The 16423-nt window shown below is 44.3% G+C and carries 15 protein-coding genes; all 15 read left to right on the top strand.

The features are described from left to right. Position 1: 1 nt before the first annotated feature. Positions 2-2401 carry a YodL domain-containing protein gene (locus H9Q79_RS17730; RefSeq protein WP_334298984.1) on the top strand — a complete coding sequence of 800 codons (2400 nt, stop codon included), beginning with the start codon at positions 2-4 and terminating at the stop codon, positions 2399-2401. A 270-nt stretch (positions 2402-2671) separates the two neighbouring features. Next, complete coding sequence (locus tag H9Q79_RS17735) at positions 2672-2872, top strand: helix-turn-helix domain-containing protein (protein ID WP_132093384.1); 201 nt, start codon at positions 2672-2674, stop codon at positions 2870-2872. Between the two features lie 16 nt (positions 2873-2888). After that, the gene (locus H9Q79_RS17740; RefSeq protein ID WP_249328865.1) at positions 2889-4544 is read left to right on the top strand and encodes a histidine kinase N-terminal 7TM domain-containing protein; all 1656 of its coding nucleotides are present in this window, start codon (positions 2889-2891) and stop codon (positions 4542-4544) included. After that, positions 4541-5548: a sensor histidine kinase gene (locus H9Q79_RS17745; protein WP_249328866.1), complete on the top strand. Its 1008-nt coding sequence runs from the start codon at positions 4541-4543 to the stop codon at positions 5546-5548. Before H9Q79_RS17740 ends, H9Q79_RS17745 begins: the two co-directional genes overlap by 4 nt. Next, positions 5545-6210, top strand: coding sequence for a response regulator transcription factor (locus tag H9Q79_RS17750; protein ID WP_249328867.1), 666 nt, complete (start codon positions 5545-5547; stop codon positions 6208-6210). Before H9Q79_RS17745 ends, H9Q79_RS17750 begins: the two co-directional genes overlap by 4 nt. Before the next feature lie 187 nt (positions 6211-6397). Next, positions 6398-6790 (top strand): hypothetical protein, encoded by a 393-nt coding sequence (locus tag H9Q79_RS17755; protein WP_249328868.1) that lies wholly within the window; start codon positions 6398-6400, stop codon positions 6788-6790. 15 nt (positions 6791-6805) lie between these two features. Next, the gene (locus H9Q79_RS17760; RefSeq protein ID WP_249328869.1) at positions 6806-8176 is read left to right on the top strand and encodes an extracellular solute-binding protein; all 1371 of its coding nucleotides are present in this window, start codon (positions 6806-6808) and stop codon (positions 8174-8176) included. A 17-nt stretch (positions 8177-8193) separates the two neighbouring features. Further along, a complete protein-coding gene (locus H9Q79_RS17765; protein ID WP_249328870.1) occupies positions 8194-9816 on the top strand; it encodes a helix-turn-helix transcriptional regulator in 1623 nt (540 codons plus the stop codon). 234 nt (positions 9817-10050) lie between these two features. After that, positions 10051-10401, top strand: coding sequence for a hypothetical protein (locus tag H9Q79_RS17770; RefSeq protein WP_132093405.1), 351 nt, complete (start codon positions 10051-10053; stop codon positions 10399-10401). A 90-nt stretch (positions 10402-10491) separates the two neighbouring features. Next, on the top strand, positions 10492-11937 hold the full coding sequence (locus H9Q79_RS17775; protein ID WP_132093408.1) for an SPFH domain-containing protein: 1446 nt from the start codon (positions 10492-10494) through the stop codon (positions 11935-11937). Positions 11938-11958: 21 nt separating this feature from the next. Further along, positions 11959-12441 (top strand): DUF3592 domain-containing protein, encoded by a 483-nt coding sequence (locus H9Q79_RS17780; RefSeq protein WP_132093411.1) that lies wholly within the window; start codon positions 11959-11961, stop codon positions 12439-12441. Between the two features lie 22 nt (positions 12442-12463). Beyond that, positions 12464-13057 carry a hypothetical protein gene (locus H9Q79_RS17785; protein ID WP_249328871.1) on the top strand — a complete coding sequence of 198 codons (594 nt, stop codon included), beginning with the start codon at positions 12464-12466 and terminating at the stop codon, positions 13055-13057. 116 nt (positions 13058-13173) lie between these two features. Continuing rightward, complete coding sequence (locus H9Q79_RS17790) at positions 13174-14481, top strand: hydrogenase maturation nickel metallochaperone HypA (RefSeq protein WP_249328872.1); 1308 nt, start codon at positions 13174-13176, stop codon at positions 14479-14481. Positions 14482-14539: 58 nt separating this feature from the next. Next, on the top strand, positions 14540-15301 hold the full coding sequence (locus tag H9Q79_RS17795) for a hypothetical protein (RefSeq protein ID WP_132093425.1): 762 nt from the start codon (positions 14540-14542) through the stop codon (positions 15299-15301). A gap of 21 nt (positions 15302-15322) precedes the next feature. Beyond that, a complete protein-coding gene (locus H9Q79_RS17800; protein ID WP_227162992.1) occupies positions 15323-16417 on the top strand; it encodes a TFIIB-type zinc ribbon-containing protein in 1095 nt (364 codons plus the stop codon). The last annotated feature ends 6 nt before the right edge of the window (positions 16418-16423 follow it).

A 16423-nucleotide genomic window follows, 5' to 3' on the forward strand; every position in this document is an offset into this window, starting at 1 on the left:
AATGGGTTCTAAGATTTATTGCCTGGGAAGTGATGGCAGTAAAGGTGAATATGCGAGTAAAGAAATGATACAGGCACACGACGGTTTGTTTGGAATGGAAGCTCAGATGTGGGAACGGATAAAGGATAACAACCTAGATTATGCAGAAGAAAATTTAGGAGCATTTCAGGAGCCTATGAGTGTCATTGAGCAGGATGAAGCACTGAAATTATACGATGCAGGAGCAGATATCTATCTGATCACTAATTTTTCATCACCGATGTATGTCACAGAACGCATGGAAATTGAACGAGGACCAGAGCAATATCAGATGTCTATAACAGAACTGGAGCGTTTCCGTAACCTGGAATGGGAAATGCAGAAGTATCCACAGATTCAGTCATTGAAAGAAGCAAACCTGTTATTAGGAACAAGACGGACATTTGGAATTTATCAGATCCGGGATGATTCATCGGGCGACAACTATGCATTTATGAATATGCGCTTTATTGAAAGTCATGGTATGCAGATAAAAAAAGAAGATTATAAGCTGGTCTATGTTGGTGAATTATCGGGAAATATGTCACTGGAAGATATTTTTGAAAGGTTCAACATTGACAGACCGAAAGACTTCCGTGGGCATTCCCTGTCTGTTAGTGATATCGTAGTTCTGAATGACGGGGAAATAGTAACTGCCCATTTTGTAGACAGTATCAGTTTTGAACAGCTGGATTCTTTCCTGAATCTGGAAGAACAGGTTCTTAGTGAACTGGCATATGAGGTAGGAGAACGGTATTTTGCTATTCAGAGAACAGAAGAAGGATATGATTATTCCTTTTACGATGAAGATTTCCGCTTGATGGATGGTGGCGTTTATGAGAATGATGAAATTTCTATTGAAGAAGCGGCGGAGGAACTTTTGGAAGACGAAGGCTGGACTGGAGAACGCATCCGTGGAGATTATGATCAGTTGATGGAAAAAGTAGAAGAAATGGATGAGATTGTAATGGCAGCGATTCAGAAAAGCCAAGGCGAATATAAACCACTAGCAAAGATAGAGGAACTGGAAGAGGCAAATTACAACATGATTGACAATCTACTCAACAATATGTCACCGAAGAAAGAGCCTTATCTGGAATATTTCGCCACAGAATGCGATGAGTTTCACGATATGGGGGCTTATGAAAAAAGTACCGATGTTAATCAGATCGTTGCAGTCTATGAAAAATATAGAGAGAATCCAGAAACTGCATATCTTGGATGCTCAATGGGAATTATTTATCGTGATCCGGAAGACAGTTACTATGATGAAGCTGAATTTGCAATCGTAAAAGGAAATACCGTATTTGGAAATCTAATGGATGATGTTCGGTTTTATGGGGAGCTTGCACTGGTAAGGGAAGGAATTGAGAAAATTCATGAAGCATTACCTGATTATAAGTTCGTTCCGATGAGGGATGTGCGAGAAGCAATGTATCCAGAGAAGATGACCACAGAACAACTGGCTGAGGCATTGGATGAGATTGCAGAAGCGTTTGACCTATATGAGTATCGGGATAATGTGGAGATGGGAGAAAATACGGTACAGGAAGCAATGCTGGATTTACAAAGTGGCAATATTCATTATTATATTTCATACTTGAAAGATATTGTAGACGAAGAATGCGACCTGTCTGTTCGTGCAGGTGTATTGATGGAAAGGCTGAAAGCCTATGAACCGGAACTTCCAAAAGATATGCAACCAATGGTGTATGTAAACTATTGTGAAGAAAGTAATCTCATGAATCCAAGATGTCAGAAATTGTCTGAACTGGATACAAAAACCGTAGAACAGGACAAAGCCTGGTATGCTGATCGTGATCCAAACACCAACGAACCAAAAACGACAGCACAGATGTTTTTTACAGTATATTATGCTGAGAAGGGCGACAAGATGCTGCATCATTTTCAAGGTAGGATAGATATTGGTACCGGAAACGGCGGTATCATCAGTCAATTAAAGATGCAGAATGAAATGAAATTGGCAGATGAAAGCTGGATCAGTTATCAGCAAGGAAAAGGCAATGAAGAGTATCAGAAGTATATGGAAGATCTGACGGACATGCAGAATCATGTGCTGCCGTATTTACAGAGCTTTTGCAGCCAGGAAGAAAAAGGTGTGAAGGAGAGACGAGAACAGCAGGTAGCAGAGAAAAATGAGAGCAGAGAAGCTGTGCCAAGAACTGGCGTTGAAGCAAATACAGCAGTTAAGGATGCGGGGAAAGCTGAAAGAAAGGCAATAACAGAGAAAAAGACAATGACAGGAAAAGAGAAGAAACCGTCGATTCATGAACGTCTGGAAATCAATAAGAGAATCATCCAGGAAAAACAGGGAAAAGATAAACCGGAGAGAGGAGCTGATTTGAGTGTAAGGACGGTGTAGTATAAGATAGAATGGAGTCGGAGGTCACGGATAACAATGTGGCTTCCGGCTTTTTTGAGTATTGTCGGAATAATTAAAAATGGTACAATGTTTCTTTTGCTATCAGAATGTTTTTTATATAGCGAAAATGTATTGATATAGAGGTAAAATATCAGTGTGGTTTGTCCTGGCTCAAATTTAGGAAATGATTTACACCCCATGCTTGAAAAACTACGGATATTCGTATACAATGTATTCTGTAATACTATATCAACTGGAAAGGGGAAGCGTATGAAAGGATATCTCTCCATACGGGAAATTTCATACAAATGGGGTGTATCGGAACGCCGTGTCAATCAGTATTGCACCCAGGGGCGTATTCCCGGCGCTGAGCGTTTTGGGCGTTCATGGGCGATTCCAGAGGATGCCGAAAAACCGACGGATCCACGTAAAGGGAATAACGACCGATCCCATACCCCGAAAGAAGAATAAAGCGAGGGAATACACAATGACGAAATCAAATTCAAAAAAATACAGCACCATTCTATATGTAGCCCTTGCTATTTTTACAGCGATGGTGCTGCGGCAGATTGCCCGTTGGGCAGACGCCCCACTGGACTGGTTTTGCGGTATGATTCGCTCTGCCATATACATTGAACTGTTTATCGCTTGGGGCGTTTCCCTGCACAGGCGGATCATTCAGCCACAGGTGCGCCGCTATCTCACTTCGATTTCTGTGTTGGTGGTATTTTGGATGACAGTCAGGACAATTCGGTATTCGTTGGATGAATGTATATGGTTGATGCGATATCTCTGGTATTTGTACTATCTGCCCATGTTGCTTATTCCGCTTCTGGCGGTGTTCGTTGCTTTGTCGTTGGGAAAACCGGATAACTTTCGTTTGTCGAAGTGGACGGGGCTTCTTTACATACCTACCGCTGCACTGTTACTGCTTGTGCTGACCAATGACCTGCATCAGTTCGTATTCGTTTTTCCGGAAGATGCGATTGTATGGGTAAATGATTATAGTTATGCCTTAGGCTATTTTCTGGCAGTCGGATGGGTGGTATCTTGTACTATAACAGCTCTTGTTGTCATGCTGATCAAATGCCGTATTCCACACAGCCGGACTGTTTTGATGCTGCCTTTCGCCCCTGCTGTAGTAGCGTTGATCTATGGTGTTCTTTATTATTTCCGTGTTCCGTGGCTGAAATTTCTGACGGGAGATATGACTGTTGTATTCTGTTTGCTTATTGTCGCTATACTGGAATGCTGCATTGAGTGTGGATTGATCCAGAGTAATACTGGTTATGAAGAGCTGTTCATGGTCAGCAGGCTCGGTGCACAGATCACAAATCAGGAGAATGCTGTCTGTCTTGCCAGCGCCAATGCAAGAGCATTGACAGAAGAACAGAGGATAAGCACCAAAACACAGACTGTTTCGGCAGATAAAAGTATGATTGTCAAAAGTCAGCCCATTGGATTTGGCCATGTGCTATGGCAGGAGAATGTTGCTGAACTGACCGAAGCAATCGAGCAGATTGAAGAAAACTGTCGTGATCTTGCGGAGCACAACCGTATTCGGCAGGAAAATCTGAAAACGAGAAAAAAGATTCTTGCGCTTCAGGAAAAGAACCGGGTAAGTGACCTGCTTCACAGGGAAACAGCCGGGCAGATTGACTTGATTGATCGGATGCTGGCACAGTATGATACGGAGACAGATGATAGAAAACGCAGCAGGCTTCTTGGCGGGGCAGCAGTTGTGGGCGCCTATATAAAACGATATGGAAATCTGCTGCTTATCGGCGAGCGCACGGAAACAGCGGATATACGTGATCTGGCAAGGTGTTTTGATGAGTCTTTTATCAATCTGGAATTGCTTGGCGTGAATTGCCTCCATACGCTGCCATCGGATATTATTTTGGCAACGAAGGATATGCTTCAGGTTTACCGCAGCTTTGAAGCAGCAGTGGAAACCAGTCTCAGCGACCTTCAATATGTATGGATCAATGTCCGGAAAAGCAAAGAAGGATTGTTTCTGAAAATGGAATTTGTCTGTGATTCGGATCTTTCTCATCTGGCACCGATGGCAAATGCGTTTTCTTTTGAGGATGGAGCATACCGCTTTACGTTCAAACTGCAGGGAGGCGGTGAGGAAAGATGAGTGTTGGAAAAATTACCAGACGGATCAAGGAGAAACATAAGCTGCGCGTTGCGGTCAAAGAAGCAATGGATACCCTCCCTACCGCTGTCTGTTATTTTACTCCTGCGGGTACCGTCAAACTGTGCAATGCGGCGATTAATGTACTTTTCAGGAAAATCACCCAGAGTGATCTGCAAAGTTTTGCAGAACTGAAGGAAGCGCTGGAGGGCTGTGATAGGACCACTGGAATTATACGGGAGGAAAACGTATTTCTTTTTCCCGATGGGAAGGCATGGCAGTATTTTGAAAACGAAGTGATAATCGCTGACGGTAAGGTTTATACGGAGGCAGTTTTCAATGATGTGACCGAGCTGTACGAAAAGCGGCAGGAGCTAAAACGACAGTCAAGAGAACTGAAAAAAATGTACCAGGAACTGAAATCCCTGTCAGAGAATGTGCAGGAAGCGGCCAGAGAACAGGAAATTCTCAACATGAAATCAAGGCTCCACGATCAGATGAATATGGGCGTTGCCGCTATACGACAGATACTGCGCCAGAACACCACTTCTGAGGAAAATGCTGCCGCTATCACACAATTTCGCCACGCCATTCAGGTCTTGCAGGAGGAAAACGCCTATCCGCAGGATGATGTGACGGAGTTTATCCGGGATGCGGCGGTATCAGGCATTCAAGTAAAAATCGAAGGCAATTTACCGGAAACGGCAGAAACATTGCATTTGCTTCTGCCGGTCATGCGGGAAGCTTGTGTCAACGCTGCCCGTCATGCCAATGCGACAATGCTGTATGTGGCAGTAGTGCAGAGTCCGGATTTCGTTACCCTGCGCATGACCAATGACGGCAAACAGCCTCAGGAGGAAATCACGCCCCGGGGCGGTCTTGTTGATCTCGGCAAAGTGATTGCGGAAGCGGGCGGCAGGCTGGAGTTCCGGTCTCAGCCCGTATTTACGCTGACAGTGACTCTGCCGGTTTGTGAGCAGAAAACAAAACAGGAGGTGTCGGTATGACAAAGGTGCTTGTCATCGACGATCAGCGGATCGCCAGAGAGTATATGGAGAATGTCGTACAGAATGGTACGAACTATGAGCTTGTGGGAAGTCTGTCCAAGGCGGATCTTGCCGAGACTGTCTGCCGCAGGAGTAAAGTGGATCTGGTTCTTATGGATGTCTGTACCCATGGAGCAAAGGACGGCATCGACGCGGCTGCTGAGCTTCGCAGACTGTTTCCAGAGCTGAAAATGATTATTGTTACCTCTATGGTGGAGGAGAGTTATATCAAGCGGGCCAGAGAGACCGGGGTGGACAGTTTTTGGTACAAAGAAATCAGCCCGGAGGATCTGCTTACCGTCATGGATGCCACCATGCAGGGCAGACAGATGTGGCCCTATGAAACGCCGGCTGTAAAGCTGGGTATTACTACCAGCAATGATTTCACAGAAACAGAAATCAAGGTTCTGCGTTTGGTTTGTGAGGGACTGGAATACAGCGAGATTGCAGAACAGCTAAATTATACGAAGGATAATGTAAAGTATCATATCCGTAACATCCTTCAAAAAACGGGTTATGCCAACAAGACACAGCTTGCCATTGCCGTAACGGGTAAACGCTATATTATCCCGAAGCTTTTTGATGAGCAGGACCGGTCAGAAGAAAATCCCATCGTTTTATAACATAATTTTGCAAATATTCCCGGTTTCAGGTTTGAAACCGGGCTTTTTCTTTTTGTAAAGGGCGAAAATTTACCCTTATGGGTAGGGAAAAGAAAATGGCACTCCCGTATAATGGAGTAGTACATGGGATAGTTACGTCATTTCACGTCCCGAAGACAAAGCCGGACGTGAATCGGGAATTTTGGAGGTGAGGATATTGCGGAGAGTTGTGATTGATATGCAGAATATCCTGTTTGCAGATGCGATAGCGGAAGCATTGCGTAGATTTGATTCTGATTTTGAGCCGGTTATGAGTGAAAGTCCGGGCAAAACCTTGGCACTATGCAATGCCATACTGGCAAACATCCTGATTATGGAGGTTACAGCATATGCACCATGGAAGCTGGAGAAACGGATGAAAATTCGTGATGAGTTGAGAAAACGTAATCCGGATTGCAAAATTGTGCTGGTAGTTGATGAGAATACCGAGAAAAAGCTGGCAGACCAGGTTCGACAGGCAAAGAAAGATGGTCTGGTAGATAATTTTATCTATGGGTCGATTTCTTCCAGCTATCTGTCGGCGGTTATCGATGCATTGTAAGGGGAGGGAGAGACGATGAGGAAACGAAAACCTTGGATTTATATAGTAGGAATTCTTGTGCTGGCAGGGCTCATGATGCTGACGGCTTGCCAAGGAAATGGTGGAAAGAAAGAGCCTGTAACGCTCACCATCTGGCATGTCTACGGCGGGCAGACAGATTCGCCGTTAAATGACCTGATTGAAGAATTCAATGAAACGGTCGGTGCTGAGGAAGGAATTAAGCTTCAGGTTACTGTCGTGTCCAACACCAACAACATCCATGATGCAGTGCTCAGGGTAGCCAATAATGAACCGGGAACGACAGGGCTTCCGGATTTGTTTGTCTCATATCCGAAAACCGTTTTGGCTATGCCGGATCCGGAGATTTTGGTGGATTACAGGGATTACTTCAGCGAGGAGGAATTATCTGCTTATATTCCCGCCTTTCTGGAGGAGGGAGAGATTGACGGTCGACTGGTTGTTTTTCCTGTGGCGAAATCTACAGAAATTATGTTTGTTGATAAGACGCTGTTTGATCGGTTCGCAGCGGATACCGGTGCTACTTTGGAGCAGCTTAATACCTGGGAGGGATTATTTGAATTGTCCAAAGAGTATTATCAGTGGACAGATGCACAGACGCCGGAGATGCCGGGAGATGGAAAAGCCTTTTTTGTCCATGATTATCATTTCAATTATTTTCAGGTAGGTGTGGAATCCTTGGGAGAGGATTTCTTTCAGGGAAATAAGATTGCCTATGGTAAAGCTTTTTCTAAAGTCTGGGAGCCTTATGCAGACGCTGCCGTTCAGGGCGGCGTGTGGCTGCAGGAAGGTTATGCAACGGAGCCGCTTCGGACCGGAGAGACGATTGTCAGTGTAGCTTCGTCAGCAAGTGTTCTCTACTATGAGGATATTGTAACCTATCCGGACAATCAATCCGAACCGATAGAAGTTATCGCAAAGCCCGTGCCATGCTTTGAGAATGGAGAACAGCTGGTTATGCAGCGTGGTGCAGGTTTCTGTACGGTAAAATCCACACCGGAGCGGGAACAGGCAGCCGCAGTTTTCCTGAAATGGCTGACAGAGCCGGAAACCAACGTGCGTTTTGTGACCAGCGTGGGGTATATGCCAGTGACAGATGCTGCCTTTGATGTACTGCCGGATTTTATAGATGATTTGGAGGACCCGAAGTACAGGAGTCTTTATGAAGCATTTTTGGAAACACAGTCTTCTTATGAATTTTATACGGCGCCACAGCTTGGCGGTTATCTGGAGCTGGAGCAGACCTTTGAAAAGAATGTCCGCAGCAAGCTTCGCACGGCTTGCAGCAATTGGCGGGATGGAGAAGAAAATGTGGAAAAATTAGGAGAAGAGGCGCTGGAGAATGTGAAGATGTCGCTTCCCAAATAGATAAGAGAGTGAGTATCATGGCAAATAATATGCTGAAAGAGTTTGAAAAGCTCCTGCATTTGGTTTTAGAACGAAAGGTTACGCTGCACAGGAAGCTGATGATGTATTTGCTTTGTCTAATCATGGCAGCATTGGGCATTCTGTTGCTACTTTTGACAGCCATCGGCGGGCTGTTGAAGGCAGAATCGCAGATTGCGCAGGTGATGGAGAATCAATTACATACCACGTATAATAAAGTCTCAGAGGAAATGGAGACTTACACCGGATACAGCCTGCAGCTTTCCAGAGAACTGGAGCAGGATATAAAGAACTTTCTGGATGAAAAAGGAATTTCGGTTTCCGACCTGAATAATCAGCCAGAAGCACTTTTGGAAATACAGAAAATGATGTATTCGGAACTCAATACAACTATTAGACTGGGACGAAGCAGCGGTGTATTTGCTTTGGTAAATGCGACTGTAAATACACAGATTTCGGAAGCTGATAAGTCCCGGAGCGGAGTTTACCTGCGGCTGATCAACGTGAGCAGCAACGTGATTTTAAGTCCGGAAACTATTTTGTTCCGCGGGAATACGGAAATTGCAAGGGAAAATGGACTGGAATTGCATAACCGATGGAATATGGAATTAAATACAGAGGGGCTTTTGGGGTATCAGGAGTTGGAAACTGGACTAAGGCAGTCGGAATCTGGTTATTACTGGATCAGTCGCATGAATCTGAAAAATACCTGGGAGGATGTAATCTTGCTCCTTGTACCGATGTATGCAGACTCAGGAGAATTTTTGGGTGTGTGTGGGATTGAACTAAATGATGTCCATTTCAGTCTGGAATATCCGGCTACAGCAAGTTCCTATGGTTCTATGGTTACAGTTATCGCGCCAGTGGAAAACGGGAATCTGAGACTGGATCAGGGCATGGCGGGGAGTACGGAGGGCACATGGCTTGATACTGCGGAAAGTCTGTCCATAATAGAAAAGAATGTTTATTACAGCACGTATCGCTCCTCAAAATGTGATTATTATGGAATCCAGATGCCTTTAGAGATACCAGGAAGCGGTGGACAGGAGTGGGCAGTTGCGGTGCTGATACCGCGGGAAAGCTGTGACCAGTATATTTTGAGGAATAAGGTGGGTATTATGGGTGTCATACTGGGATTTGTCCTCATTATGATTGCTCTTGCATGGTTGTTGTCGAAGAAATTTGTCCGGCCGATCCTTCAGAGTTTTCAGGATATTCGGGATGGCCAACAGATAGGCGATGGCAAATACAGATTTGCAGAGTTGGAGGAGTTTTGCAGATGGATGTCGGAAAGGGGGAAACCGCCGGAGGCGGACGACCTGCCGCCGAATATGGCAGAACTCTTTGAACACTTTGCCCGGAATGTAAAAACACTGACCAATGCGGAATACAATATTTTCCGATACTACATGAACGGTTATGAGGTAGCGCAGATACCAACGGAAGCATGTGTCAGCATGAGTACCGTAAAAAAGCACAACGGAAATATCTACAGGAAGTTGGAGATTTCATCCAATGAAGAACTGATGATGTATCTGGATCTCTTTCGGAGATGTGACTGTATTGAGAAACTTCAGCTGGATGAGAAAGCAGACGTTTCAGAAATAGGGACAACCAAGTGAATAAATGAAGCAAAAAGCACAAAAATCATGTATGGTTTTTGTGCTTTTTGCATGGTGTACCGAGTCTACCATAGCCTTTTCGATGGTAGACTCGGTTTACTTTTTTCTTTCGAGGCCAAAAAGTAGACCTGGTACCATAGATTTTTGATTTCCTAACCAATATGATGGTGTTACAAGCGATGCATGCGTTGTTTCTCGGAAATTTTAGAATCTTGGAAAGGGGTTGGTCAAACGGTGCAGAGGGTTTTACAGGATATACTGACAGATTGCTCGACAGAGGATAAATTTGAGTTTTCCATCGTCTGCGAGGAATGCGGAAAGGTCTGGAAAAGCAAGGCTATTGCTTTTTCAAAAGCCCGTATCCATCCTGTCACAGAGGGAAAGAAAGTGGTCTATGCAGCCCTCTATCAACGAGAGAAAAAAGAGGCGCATCTGAAGGCTTTGAAGGCTGGAGAAAAATTATTCAGCAGATGTCCGATTTGTCATAGATGGGTTTGTGACGATTGCTTTATGGTCTGCGAGGATCTGGATATGTGCAAGCAGTGCGCAGAACGGTTGAATGAAAAGGGCAGTATTGTCGGATAGCTTTCTAATTTATTATTTAAGGAGTATAGAGGATAACGTAAAAACCTTTGTTATCTTAATGCAAAACAAACTATTACAGGAGGTAATCTTATGGGACTTATTAAAGCAGGAATGGGAGCACTTGGCGGAACGCTGGCGGATCAGTGGAAGGAATTTTTCTACTGTGATGCGCTTCCAAACGATGTGCTGATGCGTAAGGGTGAAAAGCGCGTCAGTGGCAGATCTTCAAACACTAAGGGAAATGATAATATCATTTCAAACGGATCGGGCATCGCCGTCGCGGACGGTCAGTGTATGATTATTGTCGAGCAGGGCAAGATCGTTGAGGTCTGCGCCGAACCCGGCGAATTTACATACGACAGCTCCACCGAGCCGTCTATTTTCGCCGGAAGTCTCGGAGACAGTATCAAGGATACATTCAAGATGATCGGCAAGCGTTTCACCTACGGTGGCGATACTGGTAAGGATCAGCGGGTGTACTACTTTAATACTAAGGAAATTATCGGCAACAAATTCGGTACGCCCAATCCTATCATTTTTGAGGTTGTGAATAAGCGCATCGGTATCAGCCGGACTGTACAGGTTCGATGCAACGGCGTATACACCTATGTGATCTCCGATCCTCTGCTGTTCTACACGCGGCTTTGCGGCAATGTGGAAACCGAGTTTACAAGAGATCAGATCGACGAGCAGCTTAAATCGGAATTTATCGATGCATTACAGCCCGCTCTCGGCGCTCTTGCCGAGCAGGAGCTTCGCCCTGCACAGATACCGGCGAAAGCAAACGAGCTGAAAGCAGCAATGAATGACGCACTGAAACAGGAGTGGATTGATAACAGAGGAATTTCCGTTGGTAAAATCGCACTCAACCCGATTACGCTGACAGCCGAGGATATGAAGAAAATCAACGAGCTGGAGGATGCTGCAAATGTCGGCTCCAACCCGTTTATGATGGCTGGTACTATGACCAATGCAACGGCCGATGCTATGAAGACTGCAGCTGGTAATCAGGCAGGTGCCATGACGGGCTTCATGGGCATGGGCATGGTCGGAATGGGCGGTCAGGGCGGTTTCGGTGCTGCACAGAATCTTTACAACATGGGACAGCAGCAGATGCAGTCTCAGCAAATGCAGCCGACCCAGCAGCCTGCTCCGGAGCCGACACCGGTTCCATCGCAAAACAGCTGGAAATGCACCTGCGGTGCTACGGCAACCGGAAAATTCTGCCCGGAATGCGGAGCAAAGAAACCGGAGCCGGTGCAGGCAGGTGCCTGGAAGTGCAAATGTGGAGCCACGGCGACAGGGAAGTTCTGTCCGGAGTGCGGCTCTCCGAAGCCTGCAGATGCGGACGGATGGACCTGTTCCTGCGGAACGGTAAATAAAGGGAAGTTCTGTCATAATTGCGGAGCAAAGAAACCGGCGGGTGTACCTCTTTATCGTTGCGATAAGTGTGGATGGGAACCGGAAGATCCAGCACACCCACCAAAATTCTGCCCAGAATGTGGCGACATCTTTGACGCAAACGACAGAAAGTAGCATAGGAGAGGAGGAATTCTTATGTATAGACTTCCATCTGAAGAAAAGCAGCATAAAGAAACAATCGGTGCTTTGATTTTGAGTATTATCATTATTATCGCAGGAATTGGCGGTATGATCTATACAAAGCACGAAAGCTTGGAGTATAAGAATTCTACGGATGTTCGAACACTTCATGCAACTGTTTATAGTTGTGAACAATCGAAAGAAAAAGATAATAATGGAGAGCGAAAAGAAGAATATAAGGTAAGATTTACTTATGAAATCGATGGAACGACATATGATGATTCTAAGATTTACTATAAAGAAATGAGGAGAGGAGATACCGTACAGATTACGGTTTACAGGAATTCAAAGGGAACATATAAACTGGAACCAGGACCAACTCCGATTTATTTCTTTGGATTTGCAGTAATGATTCCGCTAGGTATCATTGGTTTCGTCGTAATAAGTAAAGATCTTATTAAGTATCGCCGAGAAGAAAAAGAAGGTAGAAGACTGTAAGCATGGAATGGGAGGAAGGAACATGATGAAAACATATAGAAGTTTATCGGTATTTCTGATAGCGGTTATGCTTGTTGGACTTTGTGCATGTGGCTCGAAAGAGGGAAATGCAAAAGGTAACGGATATAAAAAAGAGGTAGATACTTATACACATGAGAAAGATGACGCAACGATCAGTTTTGGGATTGCCAAGGAGTTAGGCTATCAGGAAAAAACGTCAGATACAAACACGTTAGAACTTGAAAATCAAGAGAACGATACGTTAATCGAAATTGTATATTTCCACGAGAATTCGAAAAGTTCTACTGTAGTGCGTGAGGCTGATTACTACGGAGAAGGTTTCAGTGATTTTGAACATATTACGATTGGCGATTACAAAGGATCTAAGGTATTTAGAGACTGGGGAAAAGCAGATGAGATTCATGAGTGTGAGATACGATTAGTGCTTACGGAACCATCTGATAAAAATATGGTTTATGCAGTGAAGGTGAATTTTAGAAAAGGTCTTCAGTGTGAAGACTTAGATGTGAAGGAATTTGTTGACAGCGAGGACTATATGCATTTCCTGAGTTCCTTTAAGGCGACATTAGAGGATTCCGAGGAAGAAACAAAGTAGGCATTCTTATTTCCATCTTCCTAATCCACGAAATATTCGGTAAGAATAAGGAGAAGGAGAAGGCACAAGAGGAACATGGGGAGACCAGATAGTCTGACAGATGAGGAGGGATGGATATGGGCTTATCAGAGGCGATGCTGCTTGCGTTTGCAACTACCATAATCTGTGCGTTTGCCATTGCTGAAAAAATCATTGACATAGACTTTGAACAGTTTATGCCGGAGAATTTGAAAAAAGCAAAAATGAAAAGAATGCTTGCAAAGCGCGAAACTCCGATGCAAGGGGCAAGGCTTCAGAAGGACATCAAGGATTCCTTTGAAAATGTGTTACTTCCACTTGGAAAAGCAGATAAGAGTTATCTTCCAAAGAGAATGGATCTTACATTCCGCAGAAAGATGGTTCATCAGGTGGAACTGCTGGGAAAGCGTAAGCTTTGCCGGGATATCCGGGTGACGGACGTTGTACCGCTTCCGAAAAATAATTTCAAAAGATGGAATGATGACGGACGGGAGTGGAGGGAGTCTATCTTGCAGTGTAGTTCTCTGGAACGTCTGATTTCTCCTCAAGATGATGAAATAGTACATCAGATCTATCGGAAAAACAGTTACCTTCGGATTCTTCAGTCAAGGCACATTCGTCATTCGGATCGTCAGGGCAGGAACAAGGAATTTTATTCCGATAAAGGGAAGATCACCTGTCCATCCTGTGGAGCTGAGGTGGAGCTGAGCAGTCAGCAGGTCATCTGTCCATATTGTGGCGGTGTGATACAAAGTGAATTCTATGACTGGCAGACAGAAGTATTTGAAATCTATGAGAAGATGGGTGCAAATATGCAATACGGACTGTTATTGCTTGCTTACTCAGGTGTCATGTTCTTATGTCTGACCCTATGTCTTTATCTGATCAAAGATGCAGATGTTTCTCTTACCGTAGGTGTAATTGTTACACTGCTTATACTTCTGGGAATTGCGAGATTCTTTCGAACAAGGGAAGAAAAACAGGAAAAACTGTCGGAGAAAATCGTCAGATATTCGGAAAATTATCTGAGATCGTGTATCAATGAAGCACTTTATAAAGAAGTAAGTGATGAAGCGCTGATGGATTATGGAGTCGGTTCTATTGTATTAGAAAAAGTGGTTCATACGGACCAGACAACGGAAATAACAGTGAAGGTATATGGAACGGAGACCTACCTTCCTGAAAGAGGAAAACCATATACGAAGAAAATAAAGAAAACCCTCGTTTTGCAAAGGGCAAGATATCCGGAAAGAAGGAAAACGGACGGTGTATTTTTTAAGGAAAAGGATTGTCCATCCTGTGGTGCCAATTTCATACCGGATGAACATAACTGCTGTTCGTTCTGTGGTTATAGCTTCCGGGCAAACAATGCAAAATGGGTAATGAAAGCAATGAAAACATCATAATCAGAAGAAAATGAATTTGCCGGGAATCCGGTAACATAGTAGGAAGGGAGAAGGAATTATGGCTAATAAATGTGCAATCTGTGGAGCAGAAATTAATTTAGTACAAACTCAGAAACTGGCGGATGGTAATTGCATTTGCCGAAAGAATTGTAGAAGTAAGGGTATGAAAGCATTTGACTATGTGCATGCCAATCTTCCAAGTGTTCAGTCACATTTGGAGCAGGTGGACCGAGGAACAAAACTTTGGGAATATTTCTTTGTACCTCGTCTGAAAACAAAGAATAAAGCGCAGAAACTGAAACGATTCGGTGGTCATCTTTACGTAGCAGAGGATATTGGTCTGGTGGCATTTACCCAGGTGGATTATAAATTCTTCCTATTTGGAAAGAGCACACGTGCCTGTGTATACCGTATCGCCGATTTGCGAGCTTATGAATTCGAAAAAGAAGAAGTAAGAAATGGTGATAAGACAGAGAAAAAAGAAGTAGCGCATCTTGCATTTATCAACACTCCGGGACTTTATGAGGTATTTGTTCCGATGAATAATGTCTTGGATTTTGAAAAACTGAAAAAGTATTTTGACAGTCTGTTTGGAATCCAGAAAACATTGGGTAATGCAATGAATAACTGGAAGAAACAGATGGATGCTGTGAAGGATATTTCAGTCGGATTCAATGCTGCGGTAAGAGGAGATGCAGATATGGCAGAAAAGGCAGAGCAGGCAATGAACTCTCTGGATGCTGCAATCTACGGAGATCGTACAGAATGGATTCGGAGAGCGGATGAAGCGCTTGCAGAATTTGACCGACAGGCTCATTAAGATTAAGGAAGGAGGGTTTTCATGGCAAACTTGCAAGAATATAAATGTCCTTGCTGTGGCGGTGCGATAGCCTTCGACAGTACGATTCAGAAGATGAAGTGTCCATACTGTGATACGGAGTTCGAAATGGATGCATTAAAGGGTTATGACGATGAGCTGCAGGAAGAACAGGCAGATAGTATGGAATGGGAAACCAATGCCGGTGGAGAATGGCAGGAAGGCGAAACCGAAGGATTACGTACCTACGTATGTAAGTCCTGTGGCGGTGAAATTGTGGGAGATGCCAATATGGCAGCGACCTCTTGTCCGTTCTGTGACAACCCGATTGTTATGATGGGACAGTTCTCTGGAGCATTAAGGCCGGATTTGGTAATACCATTCAAGCTGGATAAAAAAGCGGCAAAAGAAGGACTGATGAAGCATTTGACCGGAAAACGTCTTTTGCCGAAGATCTTCAAGGATCAGAACCATATTGATGAAATCAAGGGAATCTATGTTCCGTTCTGGCTCTTTGATACCGATGTGGATGCAAATGTACGTTACCGGGCTACGAAATTACGTGTATGGAGTGACAGTGATTACGATTATACGGAAACCAGTTACTTTATGGTACACAGAGGCGGTAGCGTTGGATTTGAAAATGTTCCGGTAGATGGTTCATCTAAAATGGCGGATGATCTGATGGAATCCATTGAACCATATCACTGTGCAGAAGCGGTAGATTTCCAGACTGCATACCTTGCCGGATATCTGGCAGATAAATATGATGTGACTGCAGAAGAAAGTATCGAGCGTGCAAATGCACGTGTGAAACAATCAACTGAGGAAGCATTTGCTGCGACTGTTCAGGGATATAATACGGTTACAGCGGAAAACAGCAGTGTACAGTTTAACAACGGTAAAGCGAAATATGCATTATATCCGGTATGGCTTTTAAACACGACATGGAATGGAAACAAATACACATTTGCAATGAATGGACAGACCGGAAAATTCGTCGGAGATTTGCCTGTTGATAAGGCGGCAGCAACTCGCTGGACAGCGATTCTGGCAGTAGCATTCACAGCAGTAACCTATGGTGCGGCGACGCTTCTGCACTTTATTGGACTATTTTAGGGGGGT

It is taken from the genome of Wansuia hejianensis (genome assembly GCF_014337215.1).
GTDB classification, from domain to species: domain Bacteria; phylum Bacillota; class Clostridia; order Lachnospirales; family Lachnospiraceae; genus Scatomonas; species Scatomonas hejianensis.

Excerpts from the sequence above, each read along its gene's own strand:
- H9Q79_RS17740 (WP_249328865.1), top strand. The coding sequence starts at position 2,889 with ATGACGAAATCAAATTCAAAAAAATACAGCACCATTCTATATGTAGCC.
- H9Q79_RS17735 (WP_132093384.1), top strand. The coding sequence starts at position 2,672 with ATGAAAGGATATCTCTCCATACGGGAAATTTCATACAAATGGGGTGTA.
- H9Q79_RS17745 (WP_249328866.1), top strand. The coding sequence starts at position 4,541 with ATGAGTGTTGGAAAAATTACCAGACGGATCAAGGAGAAACATAAGCTG.
- H9Q79_RS17775 (WP_132093408.1), top strand. The coding sequence starts at position 10,492 with ATGGGACTTATTAAAGCAGGAATGGGAGCACTTGGCGGAACGCTGGCG.
- H9Q79_RS17785 (WP_249328871.1), top strand. The coding sequence starts at position 12,464 with ATGATGAAAACATATAGAAGTTTATCGGTATTTCTGATAGCGGTTATG.
- H9Q79_RS17780 (WP_132093411.1), top strand. The coding sequence starts at position 11,959 with ATGTATAGACTTCCATCTGAAGAAAAGCAGCATAAAGAAACAATCGGT.
- H9Q79_RS17790 (WP_249328872.1), top strand. The coding sequence starts at position 13,174 with ATGGGCTTATCAGAGGCGATGCTGCTTGCGTTTGCAACTACCATAATC.
- H9Q79_RS17795 (WP_132093425.1), top strand. The coding sequence starts at position 14,540 with ATGGCTAATAAATGTGCAATCTGTGGAGCAGAAATTAATTTAGTACAA.
- H9Q79_RS17730 (WP_334298984.1), top strand. The coding sequence starts at position 2 with ATGGGTTCTAAGATTTATTGCCTGGGAAGTGATGGCAGTAAAGGTGAA.
- H9Q79_RS17765 (WP_249328870.1), top strand. The coding sequence starts at position 8,194 with ATGGCAAATAATATGCTGAAAGAGTTTGAAAAGCTCCTGCATTTGGTT.
- H9Q79_RS17760 (WP_249328869.1), top strand. The coding sequence starts at position 6,806 with ATGAGGAAACGAAAACCTTGGATTTATATAGTAGGAATTCTTGTGCTG.
- H9Q79_RS17800 (WP_227162992.1), top strand. The coding sequence starts at position 15,323 with ATGGCAAACTTGCAAGAATATAAATGTCCTTGCTGTGGCGGTGCGATA.
- H9Q79_RS17750 (WP_249328867.1), top strand. The coding sequence starts at position 5,545 with ATGACAAAGGTGCTTGTCATCGACGATCAGCGGATCGCCAGAGAGTAT.